The following is a 17,194-nucleotide window of genomic DNA, read 5'->3' on the forward strand; positions in this document are numbered from 1 at the left end:
GCTTTCTCGCCTGGGCCAGGCACGATCGGCCGGCACTGCTGTCCGGCATCGCCGAGGCCGATGAGATGTTCCTGCTCGAATCGCAGAAACGGGTCACGGACGCTGGATCGGCCGCCAAAGAAGCGTGGCGGCGGGATCCTGCGAGCGACGCTGGGCATGTTCAACACGTAAAGGTGACAGCGCCAAAAAAGCACGGTCGTGATAAAAAATCCTGGTTTGGTGTATGCTTCGCGCCGCATCGCCTCGGTCCCAGGCTCGGGGGGAGCGTTGAAGAAGACAAACCAGAAAGACAACCGTGAAACAGAAACACCTGCATTGCATGATCGCGCTGGCGCTGGCCGGCGCTTGCGCAACGGCCGGCGCGTCCGGCTACCGCTTCGGTTCCCAGAGCATCTCGGCCCAGGGCACCGCCGAGGCCAACGGCGCGGAAGCCGCCGACGCCTCGACCGTGTTCGCCAACCCGGCCGGCCTGTCGCGCCTGGAAGGGCGCCAGTTCTCGGGCGGCGTGACCGCCCTGGTCCCGCACTCGACCTACCAGGACGCCGGCTCGACCCGCTTCACCGGCGGCCCGACCGGCGGCAAGGCCAGCCAGGACGACTACGCCCCGAGCGCCGTCGCCGCGCCGTCCCTCTACTACAGCCACCAGATCGACAACCGCTGGACCGCCGGCTTCGGCGCCTTCGTGCCCTTCGGGACCGACCTGTCCTACGACCGCGACTGGGCCGGCCGCTACTCGCTCACCGAGATCAAGCTCGAATCGCTGACCTTGAACCCGTCGATCGCGTTCAAGCTCAACGAACAGCACGCCTTCGGCTTCGGCATCGACGTCGACTACATGAAGGCCAGCTTGGCGCAGGCGGTCGACGTGCCGGGGACGATTGTCGCCGCCCAGCACGGCGGCACCGGCGCCGTCCTGGCGCGCCAGATCGCCGCGCTCGGCGGCAATCCGGCCCTGCTGGCCGGCGCCGGCGACGCCTATGCGCGCGTGAAGGGCAAGGACTGGGGCGTAGGCTTCAACTTGGGCTACATATTCACGCTGGACCAGGCCACCCGTTTCGGCATCGCCTACCGTTCCTCGATCAAGCACGAACTGACCGGCAGCGCGGCCTGGGACTTCTCGGCCGTCACCCTTGATCCGGTGGTGAACGGCGTGCTGCAGGGCGCCTCGCGCCGCCAGAATTCGGATGCGCGTGTCGAACTGCGCACCCCGGAGACCCTGTCGCTGTCGGCCTTCCACCAGTTCGACCCGCGCTGGGCCGGCATGGCTGATGTCACCTGGTCGCGCAATTCGCGCATGCGGAACATCGACATCGAATTCGTCGGCACGGAAGAGGGCGACGAGGTGATCCGCCAGCAGTGGAAGAACACCGTGCGCGTCTCGCTCGGCGCCAGCTACAAGCTGAACGACGACGTGACGCTGCGCGGCGGCCTGGCCCACGACAACGCCCCGGTCGCCAGCCGCGAGCTGCGCCACGCCGCGCTGCCGGACGCCGACCGCAACCAGCTCTCGTTCGGCGCCAACTGGAAGCTGGGCCCGTCCTCGTCGATCGACCTGGCCTACAGCTACCTCGACTTCAAGGACGCCGCGGGCAACTACACCAACAACTGCAACCCGGTCGCCGTCGGCTGCACCGGCAACGGCGAAACCACGCGCGGTACGTGGAAGACCCACATGCAGCTGCTGGGCGTGGCCTACAACCAGCGGTTCTGAGCTTCATAGCAGGGCATAGAAAGCCGGCGTTCCCATGAAGGGGCGCCGGCTTTTTTGTGCCTGCTTGTGCGTGATAACCGTAGGGTGGGCGCCCCGTGCCCACGCGTGACGCCTGCGTCGTGTTGGCATCGATAAGGCATCGATAAGGCGTCGATAGGCATCGATAGGCATCGATAGGCATCGATAAGGCGTCGACAAGGCCGTCGCGTCTGCTCATCGTTTACGCGTGGGCACAGGGGCGCCCACCCTACTATGGGTGCGCAACGTGTGAAGAATTGGCGGAAGGCAGAAAGAGTCGAACTTACAGGAGAGCGGCTGACGCCCCCCACCGGGTTTGAAGCCCGGCCCCATCACCGGATGAGAATGCCTTCCATGGGATGGCGGCTGGTGCCGCCTTGTGTGCGCCGCGAACTTGTATCGCTAACCGCCAGGCGGGGCGCTGGTCGCTGCCGGCGCTGCCGGCGCTGCCGTCGGCTCCGGCCAGCTGGCCTGCGGCCTGGGCAGGTGGGTGTTGCGGACCCGGCGAGTATAGCCGACGCGGTCGAAAAACTCCAGGATCTGGATCGCGCGCTTGCGTCCCAGCCCGGTCGCGTCGCGGAAATTCGCGGCCTGGGCATCGGGCAGTTCGGCCACGATGCGCGCCAGTTCCGCCAGCGGCACCGGATGGTAGAACAGGTCGTGCACTACCTGGTGCAGCTGCCCGGCGCGCGCGAGTTTGCGCAGCAGGGCGCGCACCGTGTCCTCGGGGAGCTTGTACTTGTGGCCCAGGTCGCGCACCCAGGGCGGGTCGTAGCGGCCGGCCTGGAGCGCCGGCAGCAGGCGCGCCGCCATGGCTTCCTCGGCCGGCGTGAGGGCCACGCTGTGCGAGGGCAGGCGCAGGCTGGCGCCGCTGCGCGCCAGGCTGCCGGCATCGAGCATGCGCGCCACCAGCGCGCTCCAGATCGCGTCCGGCAGTTCCGGCGCGACCATGCGCTTCAGGCGCCACAGTTCCAGGCCCGGTTCGTCCGGCTGGCGCGCGTGCCAGGTAGCCAGGCCATCGAGGACCCGCGCTTCCAGCGGCGCGAGCATGGCCGGGGCCACCAGCAGGCTGTCGCCGCCGGCCAGCGGCAGGCGCAGGAAGGAGTCCGGCAGGCGCAGCGCCTCGGGCGCGAGGCCGCTCAGGCGCACCAGGGACGAGACGGCCAAGCCCGCCAGGCTGGCGTCCACCAGGCGCGCGGCGTCGCCGATCTCCAGCCACGCCGCCAGCGCGTCGAGCCAGGCCAGGCGCGCGGGGCTCCTGCGCTTGCGCGCCGGCCCGAAGGGGTCGAGCACGACGCCGCCGCCGATGGTCTGGGTGGCCTGGGCGTTGCGCACCACGAAGCGGTCGCCCGGCATCGCGTGCAGGGGCGCGTCGAACACCAGTTGCACCCGCGCGCGGCTGCCCGGCGCCAGCTGTTCGCCTTCGAGCGGCACCAGGTGGGCCGTATGGTGGGCCGCGCCGATGTGCACGTGCAGCGGCGCCCAGGAAGCCAGCGCCGGCGCGTCCGGCAGCAGCGACAGGACGGCGTCGACGCGCTCCGAGCACTCGCCGATGTCCGGCGCGACCACCCAGCTGCCGCGTTCGACGTCGTCCTTCGCCACGCCGGCCAGGTTCAGCGCCAGGCGCTCGCCGGCCTGGCCGGTGTCGGCCGCGCGGCCCTGGGCGTGGATGGCGCGCACCCGCGCCTGCTGGCCGCCGGGCGCCAGTTGCAGCAGGTCGCCGACGGCCACGCGGCCCGCCAGCGCGGTGCCGGTGACCACCGTGCCCTGGCCCGAGACCGTGAACACGCGGTCGACGCCGAGCCGGAACAGGCGCGCTTCGCCTTGCGCAGTCAGGCTGGCGGCGGCCCCGTCGAGGTAGGCCAGCAGGGCGGCCACGCCGGGATCGCCCGGCATGGTGGCGGCGGTCGGGAACATCGGCGCCCCGGCGAAGGGCGTACCGGCCAGCAGCGCCTCGACGTCGGCTTCGACCTGAACCAGGCGCACGGCGTCGGCGCGGTCGATCTTGGTCAGCGCCACGCAGGCGCGGCGCACGCCCAGCAGTTCGAGGATGGCCAGGTGCTCGCGCGTCTGCGGCATGATGCCGTCGTCGGCCGCCACCACCAGCAGGGCGAGATCGATACCGGTGACGCCGGAAGCCATGGTGCGGATGAATTTTTCGTGGCCGGGAACGTCGATCACGCCCAGCCGCGCGCCGCCGGGCAGCGGCGCATAGGCGTAGCCCAGCTCGATCGAGATGCCGCGCGCCTTTTCCTCCTTCAGGCGGTCGGTGTCGACCCCGGTGAGGGCGCGCGTCAGGGTGGTCTTGCCGTGGTCGATGTGGCCTGCGGTACCGACGATCATGCTTGCCTTTGCTCCCGCAGCCGGGCGAGCTGCTCGACGAAGAGGGGAAGCTGGTCCTGCTGCAGGCAGCGCAGGTCCAGCCACAGGGTGTCGTCGGCGATGCGGCCGACCACCGGGCGCGGCAGGGCGCGCAGGCGGCCCTCCAGTTGGCCCAGCGGGTTGCCGCGCACGCCGGGCTGGGCGCGGATCGCCAGGCCGAAACTCGGCAGCAGTTCGACCGGCAGGGCGCCGCTGCCGATCTGGCTGGTCATCGGCGCGGTGGCGACGGTATACGCGTCGCCGAGCGCCTCCCGCAGCGGCGCGGCCAGGCTGTCGGCCATGGCGCGCATCTCGGCGGCGGGGCGGGTCAGGAGGCGCAGCGTGGTCAGGCGCCGGGGCAGCAGGTCGGGCGCGCGGTACAGGTTCAGGACAGGTTCCAGCGCGGCCAGGGTCAGTTTCGAGACGCGCAGGGCGCGCTTCAGGGGATTCTTCTTGATCGCCGCGATCAGGTCGGCGCGGCCGGCGATGATGCCGCACTGCGGCCCGCCGAGCAGCTTGTCGCCGCTGAAGGTTACGAGATCGGCGCCGGCGGCGATGGTTTCCTTGACCGTCGTCTCGTGCGGCAGGCCGTAGCGTTCGAGGTCGACCAGGGTGCCGCTGCCCAGGTCCACGGCCAGAGGGATGTTGCGCTCGCGCGCCAGCGGGGCCAGCTCGGCCACCGTCACTTCCTTGGTGAAGCCGGTGATCGCGTAGTTGCTGCAATGGACCTTCAGCAGCATCGCGGTGTCCGGCCCGGCGTACTCGACGTAGTCCTTCAGGTGGGTGCGGTTGGTGGTGCCCACTTCGCGCAGGCGCGCGCCGGCGCGCGCCATGATGTCCGGAATGCGGAAGGCGCCGCCGATCTCCACCAGCTCGCCGCGCGAGACGACCACGTCGCGGTTCGGTGCCAGGGCGGCCAGCATCAGGAGCACGGCGGCGGCATTGTTGTTGACGACCGTGACCGCTTCGGCGCCGGTGAGGGCGCACAGCTGTTCCTCGACCAGGCTGTCGCGGTCGCCGCGCTTGCCGGTCTCGAGGTCCCATTCCAGGTTCATCGGCCAGCGCAGCGCCTCGACCACGGCCTGCACGGCTTCGTCGGGCAGCAGGGCGCGGCCCAGGTTAGTATGCAGGACGGTGCCGGTCAGGTTGAACACCGGACGCAGGCGCGAGGCGTTGGCCCCAAGCAGGCGTTCGCCCAGCCGGGCCAGGATGGCGCCGGCCGAGACGTCCTCGGCGCCGCCGCTGCGTATGGCGGCCCGTAGTTCGTCCAGCAGCAGGCGCAGCGCCGCCACGGTCTGCTCGTGACCGTATTCGAGCACCAGGGCCTGGCCGGCCGCCTCGCCCAGCAGGGCGTGCACGGCCGGCAGGCGCAGCGATGGCAGGGCGGCCTCGCTCACGCCTCTTCTTCCTTCAGCCAGAGCAGGGGATTGCCGCTGGCGCGCGCATAGCCGGCCTCGGAGACCAGCACGTCGAGCAGCATGCTGGCCAGGTCGTCGGCCACCGGTTCGATGTGGTAGTCGTGTTCCTGGTTGAAGATCTTGCGGTAGGTCCAGCAGTCGTCGCAGGTCTCGGCGCGCGCGACCTTGGTCGGATCGTTCGCCTTGTCGAGGGTCTTGCCCTCGGCGGCGGCGGCGACGTTGGCGGCCTGCGGGTCGGCATGCTTGTCGACCAGGCCCTGGTAGGCGACCTTGCCGTTCGCCTCGCAGCACGAGCACTTGACGCGCACCATGTGCCACTCGCTCTCGCAGCAGCTGCAGTGCAGGTAGCGGTAGCCCTGCGACTGGCCGCCGATGCGCACCGCGCTGGCGACCGGTTGCGAGCCGCACACCGGGCACAGGGTGCCGGTGACCAGCGGCTGGGCCCAGGCCGGATCGAGCTGGGCGGCCATGGTCGACCAGCTCACCTGCAGCGCGGCGGCCACGAAAGGCGCGCGCAGCGGGTCGATGCCGTCGCTGTAGCCGCCGAGGATGGCGTCGGCCAGGCCTTCGAGTTCGGCCTCGCTCATCGCGCGCAGGTGTTCCAGCGCGGCGCCCAGTTGCGGCGCGCTGCCAGCGGTAGCGGCGGCGCCTTGCAGCTGGTCGAGCAGGCGCGCGAAGACCGTACGCCACTCGGCCGGACGGCTGCCGGTGACCGGCAGCGGCGGCATGTTGTGGTCGTGCGCCAGCTTCAGCGCGGCCTGGTCGGGCAGGGTGACGCCGGTGGCGCCGATTTCTGCAACGACGGCCTGCTGGGCGTCGGCGACGTGCGCCATCAGGCCCAGGTAGCCGCGCAGGGAATCTTCGACGGGAATGCCCGGGACCTCGCCGGCCGCCAGCTGGCGCAGGCGCGCGGCGCGCGCGGCGAACAGGGTGGCGGGGTGGGGCAGCAGCAGGCGCGGAATGGCGTTGTGATCGAGTGCCTCGATCTCGCCCGGTTGAAGTAGACGTTGTACCAACTGTATCTCTCGAAATGGCAAGGCCGGGTCGCAAAAGCGAGCCCGGCCTATTTTAAATGAAGCTGAAGAAACGCGTCAGCGACAGGTTCAGCGCATTACTTCCCTTTGCGCATCAGCTGTTCGAACCAGCGCGGATGGTGCTTGCGCACCCAGCCGTAGGTCACATAGCCGCGGGTCATGGCGCCCATGGTGCCCTTGACCCAGATGCCCGCGTAGACGTGCACGATGATCGCCAGGATGATGACGAAGGCGAAGAAGGCGTGCAGCAGCGCCGACAGGCGGATCAGGCCGATCGGGAAGTAGCCCGAGAACCACTGGCGCCAGATCACGATGCCGGTCAACAGCAGGAAGGCCATGGCGACCACCAGCGTGAAGAACAGCACCTTCTGGCCGGCGTTGTAGCGGCCCACCTTCGGCAGGGCGTGCTCGCGGCCGGCCAGGACGTCGGACGTCTGGCTCAGCCACTGGCGGTCGCCCGGCTCGAACTGGTTGTGGTGCCAGAAGCGCACCACCAGCACCGCGAACGACGCGAACATCACCACCCCGAAGAACGGATGCAGGATGCGGGTCCACTGGCCGCCGCCGAACAGCGCGGACAGCCAGGCCATGACCGGGTGGAACATGGCCAGGCCCGACAGGCCGGCGAGGACGAAGCAGATCGCGGTGATCCAGTGGTTGCTGCGCTCGTTCGCGTTGTAGCGCTCGATCAGCGGGTTGCCATCTTTATCATGCTTCATGCTTTTCCCCTTGCAGCTTGCGTGCTTCAAGCAGGGCCTCGGCTTCCTCTTCCTTGCTGACCTCGTTCGGACCGACACGGGTGTAGTGGAAGAAGCCGGCCACCGCGGCCGCCGCCATGCCGACCAGCGCCAGCGGCTTGGTCAAACCCTTCCACAGGCCCACGGTCGGGCTGATGCTCGGGTTGTCGCGCAGGCCGCTGTACAGCGACGGCCTGTCGGCATGGTGCAGCACGTACATGACGTGGGTGCCGCCGACGCCGGCCGGGTCGTACAGGCCGGCGTTCTGGTAGCCGCGTTCCTTCAGGTCCTCGATGCGCTCGGCGGCGTGGATCTTCATGTCCTCTTTCGTGCCGAACATGATGGCGCCGGTCGGGCAGGTCTTCACGCAGGCCGGTTCCTGGCCGACGGCGACGCGGTCCGAGCACAGGGTGCACTTGTAGGCGCGGTTGTCCTGCTTCGAGATGCGCGGAACGTCGAACGGGCAGCCCGTCACGCAGTAGCCGCAGCCGATGCAGTTTTCCTGGTGGAAGTCGACGATACCGTTGGCGTACTGCACGATCGCGCCCGGCGACGGGCAGGCCTTCAGGCAGCCCGGATCCTCGCAGTGCATGCAGCCGTCCTTGCGGATCAGCCACTCGAGGTTGCCGTCGGGGTTCTCGTGCTCGGCGAAACGCATCACCGTCCACGACTTCGGGGTCAGGTCGATCGGGTTGTCATACACGCCCGAGTTGACGCCGACCTCGTCGCGGATGTCGTTCCACTCCATGCACGCCGTCTGGCAGGCCTTGCAGCCGATGCACTTCGAGGCGTCGATCAGCTTGGCGACGCTGCCGGAGACCGGCGCACGGGCGCCGGGCGGCGGCGTCGTCGTTGCCGACACGCGTTTGATATCCAAAGATTGTAGTGCCATTTCTTTTCTCTCCGGTCCTTAAGCCTTCTCGACCTTCACGAGGAAGGACTTGAATTCCGGCGTTTGCGAGTTGCCGTCACCGACCACCGGGGTTAGCGTGTTGGTCAGGTAACCCGGCTTGGTCAGGCCCTTGAAGCCGAAGTGCAGCGGGATGCCCACGGTGTGGGTTTCCTTGCCGTCGATCTGCAGGGCGCGGATGCGCTTGGTGACGATGACCTTGGCGACGATGTGGCCGCGCTTGCTGCTCACCTTCACCTTGTCGCCGCTGGCCACGCCGATCCGCTTGCCCAGCGCTTCGCCGATCTCGACGAACTGCTCCGGCTGGATGATCGCGTTCAGGCGCGCATGCTTGGTCCAGAAGTGGAAGTGCTCGGTCAGGCGATAGGTCGTCGCCACCACCGGGAACTCCTCGACCGTACCCATTTCCTTGCGGTCGTTCGGGAACACGCGGGCGCCCGGATTGCTGGTCGCGCGCGGGTTGTTCGGGTGCATCAGGTTCTTGCCAACCGGATTCTCGAACGGCTCGTAGTGCTCGGGGAACGGACCCTCGTTCATCATGCCGCGTGCAAAGAAGCGCGCCACCCCTTCCGGGTTCATGATGAATGGGTTCATGCCGCCGGCCGGATCCTCGTCCACCTTGAAGTCGGGCACGTCGGCGCCGGTCCAGGCCGCGCCATTCCAGCGCACCAGCACGCGGGTCGGATCGAACGGCTTGCCCTTGGTGTCGGCCGAGGCACGGTTGTACAGCACGCGGCGGTTCGCCGGCCAGGCCCAGGCCCAGTTCAGCGTGTTGCCGATGCCGGTCGGGTCGCTGTTGTCGCGGCGGCCCATCTGGTTGCCGGCCTGGGTCCAGGAACCCGCGAAGATCCAGCAGCCCGAGGTGGTGGTGCCGTCGTCGCGCAGCTGCGCGAAGCTGGCCAGCTGTTCGCCCTTCTTGACGATGACCTTGGTCGGATCCTTCGGATCGAACACGTCGGCCAGCGCCTTGCCGTTGAATTCCTTCGCCAGTTCTTCCGGCGTCGGGCTGTGCGGCTTGGCATACGGCCAGGTCAGGTTCAGGATCGGGTCCGGGAACTTGCCGCCTTGCGTCTGGTAGGCCTTCTTCAGGCGCAGGAACAGTTCCGACATGATCTCGATGTCCGAACGGGCCTTGCCCGGCGGCTCGGCGCCTTGCCAGTGCCACTGCAGCACGCGCGAGGACGAGACCAGCGAGCCCGCTTCTTCCGCGAAGCAGGTGGTCGGCAGGCGGAACACTTCGGTCTGGATCTTGCTCGAATCGACGTCGTGGAACTCGCCGTGGTTCTTCCAGAACTCGGCCGTTTCGGTTTCCAGCGGATCCATCACGACCAGGTACTTCAGCTTCGACAGGCCGGCCAGGACCTTGGCCTTGTTCGGAGCCGAGGCGATGACGTTGAAGCCCTGGCAGATGTAACCGTTCATCTTGCCCTGGTTCATCAGCTCGATGGCCTGCAGCAGATCGTAGGGCTTGTCCAGCTTCGGCAGGTAGTCGTAGGCGAAGTTGTTTTCCTGGGTGGCGGCGTCGCCCCACCAGGTCTTCATGAACGAGACGTGGAACTTCTTGTAGTTGCTCCAGTAGCTCAGCTGGTTCGGACGCATGGCCTTCGGCGCACGGGCGGCGATGTAGCCGTCGTAGTCCTGTTCGGCTTCGTTCGGCAGGGTCATGTAGCCCGGCAGCAGGTTCGACATCAGGCCGAGGTCGGTCAGGCCCTGGATGTTCGAGTGGCCGCGCAGCGCGTTCATGCCGCCGCCGGCGATGCCGATGTTACCCAGCAGCAGCTGGACCATGGCGCCGAGGCGAATGGTCTGGGCGCCGGTCGAGTGGTGGGTCCAGCCCAGCGCGTACAGGATGGTACCGGCGCGGCCAGGCACGGCGGTCGAGGCGAGGGCTTCGGCCACTTTCTGGAACTGCGCGGGCGCGACGCCGCAGATCTTCTGCACCATTTCCGGCGTGTAGCGGGAATAGTGCTTCTTCATCAGCTGGTAGACGCAGCGCGGGTGCTGCAGGGTCGGGTCGACCTTGGCGTAGCCGTCTTCGCCCATCTCGTAGTTCCAGCTCGACTTGTCGGCGTACTTGCCGGCGGCTTCGTCGTAGCCGGAGTAGATGCCGTCATTGAACGCGAAGTCTTCGCGGACGATGAAAGGCATGTCCGTGTAATTGCGGACGTATTCGTGCTGGATCTTGTCGTTCGTCAGCAGATAGTTGACGATCGCACCCAGGAAAACGATGTCCGTGCCGGTACGCGTCGCGACGTAATAGTCTGCAACGGATGCGGTACGGGTAAAGCGTGGATCGACCACGACCAGCTTGGCCTTGTTATGGGCCTTCGCTTCGGTCACCCACTTGAAACCACAGGGGTGTGCTTCGGCGGCATTACCGCCCATGACGAGGATCACATCGGCATTCTTGATGTCGACCCAGTGATTCGTCATCGCACCACGGCCAAACGTCGGGGCAAGACCTGCCACCGTCGGACCGTGTCAAACACGCGCCTGGTTATCGAACGTGAGCATGCCCAAAGACCGGACGGTCTTGTGGGTGATGTATCCTGCTTCATTGCTGCCGGCCGAAGCGGCCAGCATGCCGGTGGTGAGCCAGCGGTTGACGGTCTTGCCGTCTTCGGTCTTCTCGACGAAGTTGGCGTCGCGGTCTTCCTTCATCAGCTTGGCGATGCGGTCCAGCGCCTGGTCCCAGGAAATCTTGGTCCATTCGCTGGAGCCCGGAGCGCGGTATTCCGGCTCGAGCAGGCGGTTCGGGCTGTGGATGAAGTCCACCAGCGACGCGCCTTTCGGGCACAGGGTGCCGCGGTTGACCGGGTGGTCGGGGTCGCCTTCGATGTGGATGATCGAAGCGGCGGCATTCTTGGCGCCATCGCCAAGGCCGTACATCAAAATGCCGCAACCGACAGAGCAGTAGGGGCAGGTCTGGCGGGTTTCGGTCGTGCGTGCCAGCTTGTACTGCCGGACTTCGGCGAGTGCCGTAGCCGGAGCGAAGCCAAGCACCGCCAGGCTGGAGCCCGCGATGGTGGCGCCTGAAACCTTCAGGAACTGACGCCTTGACATCTGGTTCATTAACAATCCTTCTTAAAGGAAACGACGGTTTCGTCAGTTTAACACTTATAGAGGACTTAGGTCGGTGGTAAAATTTTCCAAAAGATAGAATTCATATTCGAAAATGCGGTTTCTACGTATGAATTGTTAAATTTGCCGATTTGGCGTGTGATGAAGATAAACAATCGACAATCTGATACTGATAGTGCGGGGCTTCCATCCACGGCCGGCCCGCGCCGCGTGTTGCGCATGCGCCAGGACGTACTGACGGAGGTCGAGGACTGGGTGGTCGAGGAAGCGGCGGTCGCCCTGGTCTACAACGGCATCTCGCATGCGGTGATGATGGCGAGTCCTGCCGACCTGGAAGACTTCGCGCTCGGCTTTTCGCTTAGCGAAGGCATCCTCGCCAGTCCGGCCGAGTGCTACGGCATCGAGGTCGAGAACACGCCGGCCGGTGTCACGGTGCAACTCGAGGTCGCCAGCCGCGCCTTCATGGAACTGAAGGAACGCCGCCGCACGCTGGCCGGCCGCACCGGCTGCGGCCTGTGCGGGGTCGACAGCCTGGACCAGGTCTGCCGCCCGCAGCGCACCCTCGCGCCGGCGCAGGGCTTCCACGTGGACGGCGTGCGCCGGGCGCTGGCGGCGATCGGCGCCGAGCAGCATTTGACGCGCCGCACCGGCGCCGCCCACGCCGCCGCCTGGTGCGCGATGGAAGGCAGCCTGCGGATCGTGCGCGAGGACGTGGGTCGCCACAATGCCCTCGACAAGGTGATCGGCGCCATGGCGCGCAGCGGCGCCCAGTCCGGCGAGGGCTTCTTCCTGATTACGAGCCGGGTCAGTTTCGAGATGGCGCAGAAGGCGATCCAGGCCGGCGTCTCCGCCCTGGTCGGCATGTCGGCGCCGACGCTGGCGGCGGTCGACCTGGCGGAGCAAGCCGGGATGACCCTGCTGGCGTTCGCGCGCGGGCGCGACTTCGTCTGCTACACCCATCCTGAACAGCTCGGGCTGGACCGAGACGGGCAGGGCGCATGAGCGAGCAATTGTGGACCTGGCTGGCGGGGCGCCGCAACCATCCGCCGCGGCGGCTCGTCGCCCCAGGCCCGGATGCGGCCGCGCTGGAGCGCATCTTCGAAGCCGCGGCGCAGGCGCCGGACCATGGGCAATTGCGGCCGTGGCGCTTCATCGTCATTCCCGCCGGGCGGCGCGCCGACCTGGGGACGGTGTTCGAACGCGCGCTGGCCGAGCGCGATCCTGCTGCCGATGACGAAGCGCGTGTTCGGGCGCGCGATAAAGCCTTCCACGCGCCCTGCCTGGTGGTGGCGGTGCTGGACGACGCGCCGAAGGGTACGATCCCGACCGCCGAGAAGCTGGTGTCGCTCGGCTGCGCAGTGCAGAACATGCTGACCGCGGCGCAGGCGCTGGGCTACGCCAGCGGCCTGGCGAGCGGCGCGGCGATGGACAGCGCCGGCATGCGCGACTTGCTGCGGCTGGCGCCGTACGAGCAGGCGATCTGCTTCGTGGCGTTCGGCACGTCGATGGCGGCGCGGCCGGCGCGCGAGCGGCCGCGGCCGGAGGAATTCGTCTCCAGCCTCTGATCGACAAGACACGTTGGTCCAAACGATACCTGCTCTCACGGCAGGATGGACCGCGGATTGAGCGTTGCATAGCGTCCGCAACCAGGCCGTCGGCTTGACCAAGCGATATCATGGCAGACCTACCCGCTGATCTCCACGAGCATTTGCAAACGCCTTTGGGCTGACGGTCAAGTATCTGTAGATCGCGCGCGTCTGGACCGGGCAATCGCGATCCACGATGAGCGAAGCTCGTCCCTGGACCAGAGAGGGAACAAGAGGCGAGCACTTGGGTGCTCGCGTCTATTCATGATGCAGCCGTCCTGCACGATGCTGCGGCGCTGGCGCTGGCGCTGGCGCTGATGCGCCCTATGTTGCAGTTGCGGTTTCAGACTCTCCAGGCGCGACAAATGAAGCATCCGCCGGTTCTCCCTTGAGACGAAACATTAACTTGTGCTTGTTTTGATCGAACGTGTAGATCGCAACGAGCGGGATGGCCATGACGATCATTCCCGTCATGACTGAAGAGATCTGACTGTTGAACCTGTTCAGCAACGGAACACTGCTGATTGCCGTGGTGATGACACGCTGTACATAGGCGCCGGCAATGGCCGACGCAGTACTGAACATGATCACCTTGAGGCTGTCGAGCTTGCCCTCATCGTTGCTGCACAACACGCGCACGCTGCGAACAACGCTCAAGGTACTTTCCCGAACAATCGCATAGACGAATGCGGGCATCTTCAGGAACAGGGAGATAAGTATTTGTGGCAGAACACTGAGGGCGCCGGATACGCCCGCCTCCATCCCTAGTTCGCGCGCCCGCGCCCATATCTGTCGCTCTTCGAACCGCTGATTCAACTGCGCACGGATGCGCTCGGTTCTCTCCTTGGCATCGTTGATCAAGCCATCTTCAGTATTGAGTTTGAAATGCTTGATCTCGGCCATGAAGATATCCATCGTCTCGATGACGATGAGGCCCACCACCTGCTGCAGGGCCATGGCAGCACCGGTCTTCACCACCGTGGAGGTAACTTCTACCGCTGCAGTGAGCCGGGCTTCATTAACGGCCTCTTTGCTGCGTTCGTAAGCCTCCTTGAGATCACGTTTATCGAGCACACGTTTTTCGCCAGTCGCCCGAATCGTGATCACGATTTTATTGTCGTCTGGTTGGTAGTCGTCCTTGAACTTGTCGATCCACTCCCACATGTCATAATCGTTCTTCTGACTATTGGTGCTTTTGTCGGCATAGACCAAATTCCGCGGATCATTCATGACATCACCGAGCTCCTTGGTGGTCAGCCCAACGCTTAGTAAAGTGTTGCTGAAGAGCTCCTTTCGCGACGTTACATGCTCAACGTCGATGTTCCCCTTCTGCTTGATCAGCGTTTCATCGCGGTTGTATCCGTTCTGGACGACCGTTCCTTGTTCCTTGATGTCGTCCGACATTGCCTTGTAGTTCTTGTGGTCACGCCCCACGAGGCTGCTGTTGCCGTCAGCTTTACGAAACTCATCCCAGCTATCACTCAGTTTGTCGTACTTCAAAGCGCTGCGTTCATCAACGCTGTTGAGCACTGGGCCAAGCATGAATGCAGAAATTGCTCTACGCATCGCCTCGTCGCGACATTGGTCGAAGAGTTCATCGACGGTGGAAACCGGTGTCGGTAGGCGCGAGCGCAGCTGCACCACCATGTCCATCGTGGTCTTATCGATCTCCAGCGTGCGCTTGAAGTACTCAGTCGTCTTCTCGACGCCATGAGCAAGCAAGTCGCTCGCCCGTTCCTTGGTCATTTCGTAGTCAAAGTTCCTCGCCGTGTCAGCGATGTCCGCAGCCACCTTCTTTGCAGCGTCTGCGGTGCGGTCACTCGCTTCGCGGCCTGATTCGACGGCTTTGGATCCCCACTCCTTGCTAGTCTCCAACGCCGCATTGCCAAGAGTCCCAGCAGAATTCTTCAATGCTGTCGCAGCCTCCGCAGCTTTACTTTTGGCCTCCGCCACCTTGTCTTTCATCCCCTCGATCGACAACGCCTTGCCAAAAAAACCCATAGTTATCCTCCATCCGTAATACTTGAAACTATACAGCGAAGTTGCATTTGGGCAAATATGCGTTAAGACAATTTCACACTGCGTGTCGGAACAGCGAAGCGTCGCGCTTACCCTCTGTCGACGCGATTTTTTGGCGATTGCATCAGGACGCGGCAGTCGGCCGCACTAAACGAACGATTGGTATCGATGGCGTGGCGTTGCCTTGTTACGCGCAGGGCAAAGGTATTGGTAGCAAAGCGACGGTGGAACACGCGAGCTCGCCGACCCGCGTACGCGCGGTTGCGCGCCCATGTGCTGGAGATAAGTCGAGATGTCTAGTTGTCGAGTCGGGCGCTTTCGTGCTTCAGCGTTCCTCGTCGCGGTGCGTCTCGGTCTGCTCAGGCCAGCGCGCCGTCGGCAGGTGCCAGCCACGGTGGATCGCCGCCAGCCGCAGCCCCAGGCAGAGCGCCGCGCCGCCGACGGCGGTGAAGGTCGTCGGCCAGCCCAGCACATGGCCGACCGCCACCACGGTGGCGCCGGCCAGGGCCGCCACCGCATAGATGTCCGACCTGAACACGCCCGGCACGTTCGACAGCAGCACGTCGCGCGCGATGCCGCCGCCGATCCCGGTCAGCATGCCGAGCAGGGCGGCCATCAACGGTGTCAGGCCGAACACCAGCGCCTTCTGGGCGCCGGCCACGCAGAACAGGGCCAGGCCCACGGCGTCGAAGAACAACACCGGGCTTTGCAGGCGGTTGATGACCGGGTACCAGAAGAAGATCACCACGCCGGCCATGAGCGAGACGGCGAGGTAGCGCCAGTCGCTGATCGCCGCCGGCGGCGTCGCCCCGATCAGCAAATCGCGCACGATGCCGCCCGAGTTGGCGGCCACAAACGAGAGCACCAGCACGCCGAAGATATCGAGCCGGCGGCGCGCGCCGGCGGTGGCGCCGGACAGGGCGAAGACGAAGGTGCCGACCAGGTCGAGCGTGAGAACGAGGGTCTTGATCGCCGCGTCCACGTCGAGGGAGAGAACATTAAACACTTGGATTGCCTTGGATTGCGGGGAGGGTGCGGCGGGGCGAATGCCTGCGGCCTGTATGGACAAGGGCGTCATGATAACGCACCAGCTCGGTGCGCAGGAAATAACCCTTTTCCGGTCACGGACCGTTGACCGTACGGTGGGCGCCCGTTCCACGCGGATCGAGGGAGCCTGACCCGGGGCCGACCCGGACGGTTGGCCCTCGCTCGTGCGGAACGGTTGCCGCCAGCCGTGACAGTGCGTGACTTTCGCGGCTGCCTGAGCTGCTATGCTGACTCGTACTGCCGGCTCCGGCATGGAGACGGCAGACGTCGGGTGAGCCTGGTTCTGGTCTACCGTTCAAGGGAATGCAATCGATGCACAAGCGCTTCGGCATATGGCTGATCACCAGCAAAAGATCCTTCCTTCACCCCGCGACTGGCGCGAGGATGCGAATGCGTATCCCATGCAGACGCGTCTCCAGCGCATCGCGGGCGTCAGGCATGCCGGGACCCGTTATCCGAAGCGTCCCGATTCCGTGATGGGCTTCGGTGAAATCGTGCCAGGTCGATACACCGCCTTTGCCTGCCTGGCCCTCGTCATGCATTCAGCCGGAGCAATCGATATACCGATGAACAAGGCCCTTGCAATGGAGGCGCTGGATTCGAAGACCTGCTACAGCACCGTCAAGAACGGTAGGCAGCTCATGGGGTATGAGCTCAATGAGCTGCTCGTCTCGTCCTCAGGGAAATTGGTCAAGCTGGAGGCAATCGGGAGTGCCGGCGTCGGCGACGGGCAAGCGCGCCGTTATCGCGGGCATGGGATCGAGGTGACGATTGTCTCTCGGAAGATTGCAAGCCACGAGGATGACGATCAGGAGCTGTACATCACCCTCGAGGAGGGATACGCCGTGATCAGGGAACATGGCAGGCAACGGCGACTCCAGGTCAAGGTCAGCCAGATTTGTACGCCGTGACCTGGTGCTGGGTTGCGGCGCTGGCGCTCTCGAGGCGGGCTGCGGTGGCCTGCGCCCGAGCCGCGGGGCGAATCGTTGCGGCAGCGGACGCCGGACGAGCGCGTAACGCGTGGGCACGGGTGCCCACCCTACGGGAATGAAAAACGCCGGCCGCGATGCTGGTCGCAGCCGGCGTTCCAGGGCAGGAGTCTTTAGAACGCCGCGATACCGGTCTGCGCGCGGCCCAGGATCAGCGCGTGGATGTCGTGCGTGCCCTCATAGGTGTTGACCACCTCGAGGTTGACCATGTGGCGGATGATGCCGAACTCGTCGGAAATGCCGTTACCGCCCAGCATGTCGCGCGCGGTGCGGGCGATGTCGA

13 protein-coding genes, 1 tRNA gene and 1 pseudogene are annotated in these 17,194 nt (G+C 65.8%); 5 read left to right on the forward strand and 10 right to left on the reverse strand.

The annotated features are described in order from the left end of the window. Together RT688_RS22840 and RT688_RS22845 are read left to right on the forward strand one after the other, a co-directional pair. Positions 1-132: pseudogene (locus RT688_RS22840) on the forward strand (IS1595 family transposase); the annotation flags it as partial. Between the two features lie 163 nt (positions 133-295). Then, the gene (locus tag RT688_RS22845; protein ID WP_313707129.1) at positions 296-1,711 is read left to right on the forward strand and encodes an OmpP1/FadL family transporter; all 1,416 of its coding nucleotides are present in this window, start codon (positions 296-298) and stop codon (positions 1,709-1,711) included. 276 nt (positions 1,712-1,987) lie between these two features. Here the strand turns inward: RT688_RS22845 and RT688_RS22850 are convergent. The 7 genes from RT688_RS22850 to fdnG all read right to left on the reverse strand — a co-directional run bounded on the left by RT688_RS22850 (position 1,988) and on the right by fdnG (position 11,261). Next, a tRNA-Sec gene (locus tag RT688_RS22850) sits at positions 1,988-2,083 on the reverse strand. Between the two features lie 48 nt (positions 2,084-2,131). Then, positions 2,132-4,072, reverse strand: a complete 1,941-nt coding sequence (selB, locus tag RT688_RS22855; protein WP_313707130.1) for a selenocysteine-specific translation elongation factor — start codon at positions 4,070-4,072, stop codon at positions 2,132-2,134. After that, positions 4,069-5,487 (reverse strand): L-seryl-tRNA(Sec) selenium transferase, encoded by a 1,419-nt coding sequence (gene selA, locus RT688_RS22860; protein WP_313707131.1) that lies wholly within the window; start codon positions 5,485-5,487, stop codon positions 4,069-4,071. Before selA ends, selB begins: the two co-directional genes overlap by 4 nt. Then, entirely contained in the window at positions 5,484-6,524 is a 1,041-nt protein-coding gene (fdhE, locus tag RT688_RS22865) for a formate dehydrogenase accessory protein FdhE (protein ID WP_313707132.1), read from the reverse strand. The genes selA and fdhE overlap by 4 nt, the downstream gene beginning before the upstream one ends. A 95-nt stretch (positions 6,525-6,619) precedes the next feature. Continuing rightward, complete coding sequence (locus tag RT688_RS22870; protein WP_313707133.1) at positions 6,620-7,261, reverse strand: formate dehydrogenase subunit gamma; 642 nt, start codon at positions 7,259-7,261, stop codon at positions 6,620-6,622. Continuing rightward, entirely contained in the window at positions 7,251-8,171 is a 921-nt protein-coding gene (gene fdxH / locus RT688_RS22875; protein WP_313707134.1) for a formate dehydrogenase subunit beta, read from the reverse strand. The genes RT688_RS22870 and fdxH overlap by 11 nt, the downstream gene beginning before the upstream one ends. A gap of 18 nt (positions 8,172-8,189) precedes the next feature. Next, the gene (gene fdnG / locus RT688_RS22880) at positions 8,190-11,261 is read right to left on the reverse strand and encodes a formate dehydrogenase-N subunit alpha (RefSeq protein WP_313707135.1); all 3,072 of its coding nucleotides are present in this window, start codon (positions 11,259-11,261) and stop codon (positions 8,190-8,192) included. 228 nt (positions 11,262-11,489) lie between these two features. Here fdnG and fdhD point away from each other — a divergent pair, with 228 nt between their 5' ends. Then, a complete protein-coding gene (fdhD, locus tag RT688_RS22885; protein ID WP_313707136.1) occupies positions 11,490-12,272 on the forward strand; it encodes a formate dehydrogenase accessory sulfurtransferase FdhD in 783 nt (260 codons plus the stop codon). After that, a complete protein-coding gene (locus RT688_RS22890; RefSeq protein WP_313707137.1) occupies positions 12,269-12,835 on the forward strand; it encodes a nitroreductase in 567 nt (188 codons plus the stop codon). Before fdhD ends, RT688_RS22890 begins: the two co-directional genes overlap by 4 nt. A gap of 345 nt (positions 12,836-13,180) precedes the next feature. Here the strand turns inward: RT688_RS22890 and RT688_RS22895 are convergent, their stop codons facing one another. Together RT688_RS22895 and RT688_RS22900 are read right to left on the reverse strand one after the other, a co-directional pair. After that, entirely contained in the window at positions 13,181-14,857 is a 1,677-nt protein-coding gene (locus RT688_RS22895; RefSeq protein WP_313707138.1) for a hypothetical protein, read from the reverse strand. Positions 14,858-15,200: 343 nt separating this feature from the next. Beyond that, positions 15,201-15,881, reverse strand: a complete 681-nt coding sequence (locus RT688_RS22900; protein WP_313707139.1) for a trimeric intracellular cation channel family protein — start codon at positions 15,879-15,881, stop codon at positions 15,201-15,203. A 373-nt stretch (positions 15,882-16,254) separates the two neighbouring features. Here RT688_RS22900 and RT688_RS22905 point away from each other — a divergent pair, with 373 nt between their 5' ends. Further along, the gene (locus tag RT688_RS22905; RefSeq protein WP_313707140.1) at positions 16,255-16,833 is read left to right on the forward strand and encodes a hypothetical protein; all 579 of its coding nucleotides are present in this window, start codon (positions 16,255-16,257) and stop codon (positions 16,831-16,833) included. 191 nt (positions 16,834-17,024) lie between these two features. Here the strand turns inward: RT688_RS22905 and RT688_RS22910 are convergent. Next, a partial coding sequence (locus RT688_RS22910; protein WP_313707141.1) for an acyl-CoA dehydrogenase family protein occupies positions 17,025-17,194 on the reverse strand: 170 nt, incomplete at its 5' end.

It is taken from the genome of Massilia sp. (genome assembly GCF_032106685.1).
GTDB lineage: Bacteria > Pseudomonadota > Gammaproteobacteria > Burkholderiales > Burkholderiaceae_D > Telluria.

Bases quoted from the DNA above. Each gene is read 5' to 3' on its own strand.
- selB (WP_313707130.1), bottom strand. From the start codon at position 4,072: ATGATCGTCGGTACCGCAGGCCACATCGACCACGGCAAGACCACCCTG.
- RT688_RS22870 (WP_313707133.1), bottom strand. From the start codon at position 7,261: ATGAAGCATGATAAAGATGGCAACCCGCTGATCGAGCGCTACAACGCG.
- fdxH (WP_313707134.1), bottom strand. From the start codon at position 8,171: ATGGCACTACAATCTTTGGATATCAAACGCGTGTCGGCAACGACGACG.
- fdhD (WP_313707136.1), top strand. From the start codon at position 11,490: ATGCGCCAGGACGTACTGACGGAGGTCGAGGACTGGGTGGTCGAGGAA.
- RT688_RS22890 (WP_313707137.1), top strand. From the start codon at position 12,269: ATGAGCGAGCAATTGTGGACCTGGCTGGCGGGGCGCCGCAACCATCCG.
- RT688_RS22895 (WP_313707138.1), bottom strand. From the start codon at position 14,857: ATGGGTTTTTTTGGCAAGGCGTTGTCGATCGAGGGGATGAAAGACAAG.
- RT688_RS22905 (WP_313707140.1), top strand. From the start codon at position 16,255: ATGGCTGATCACCAGCAAAAGATCCTTCCTTCACCCCGCGACTGGCGC.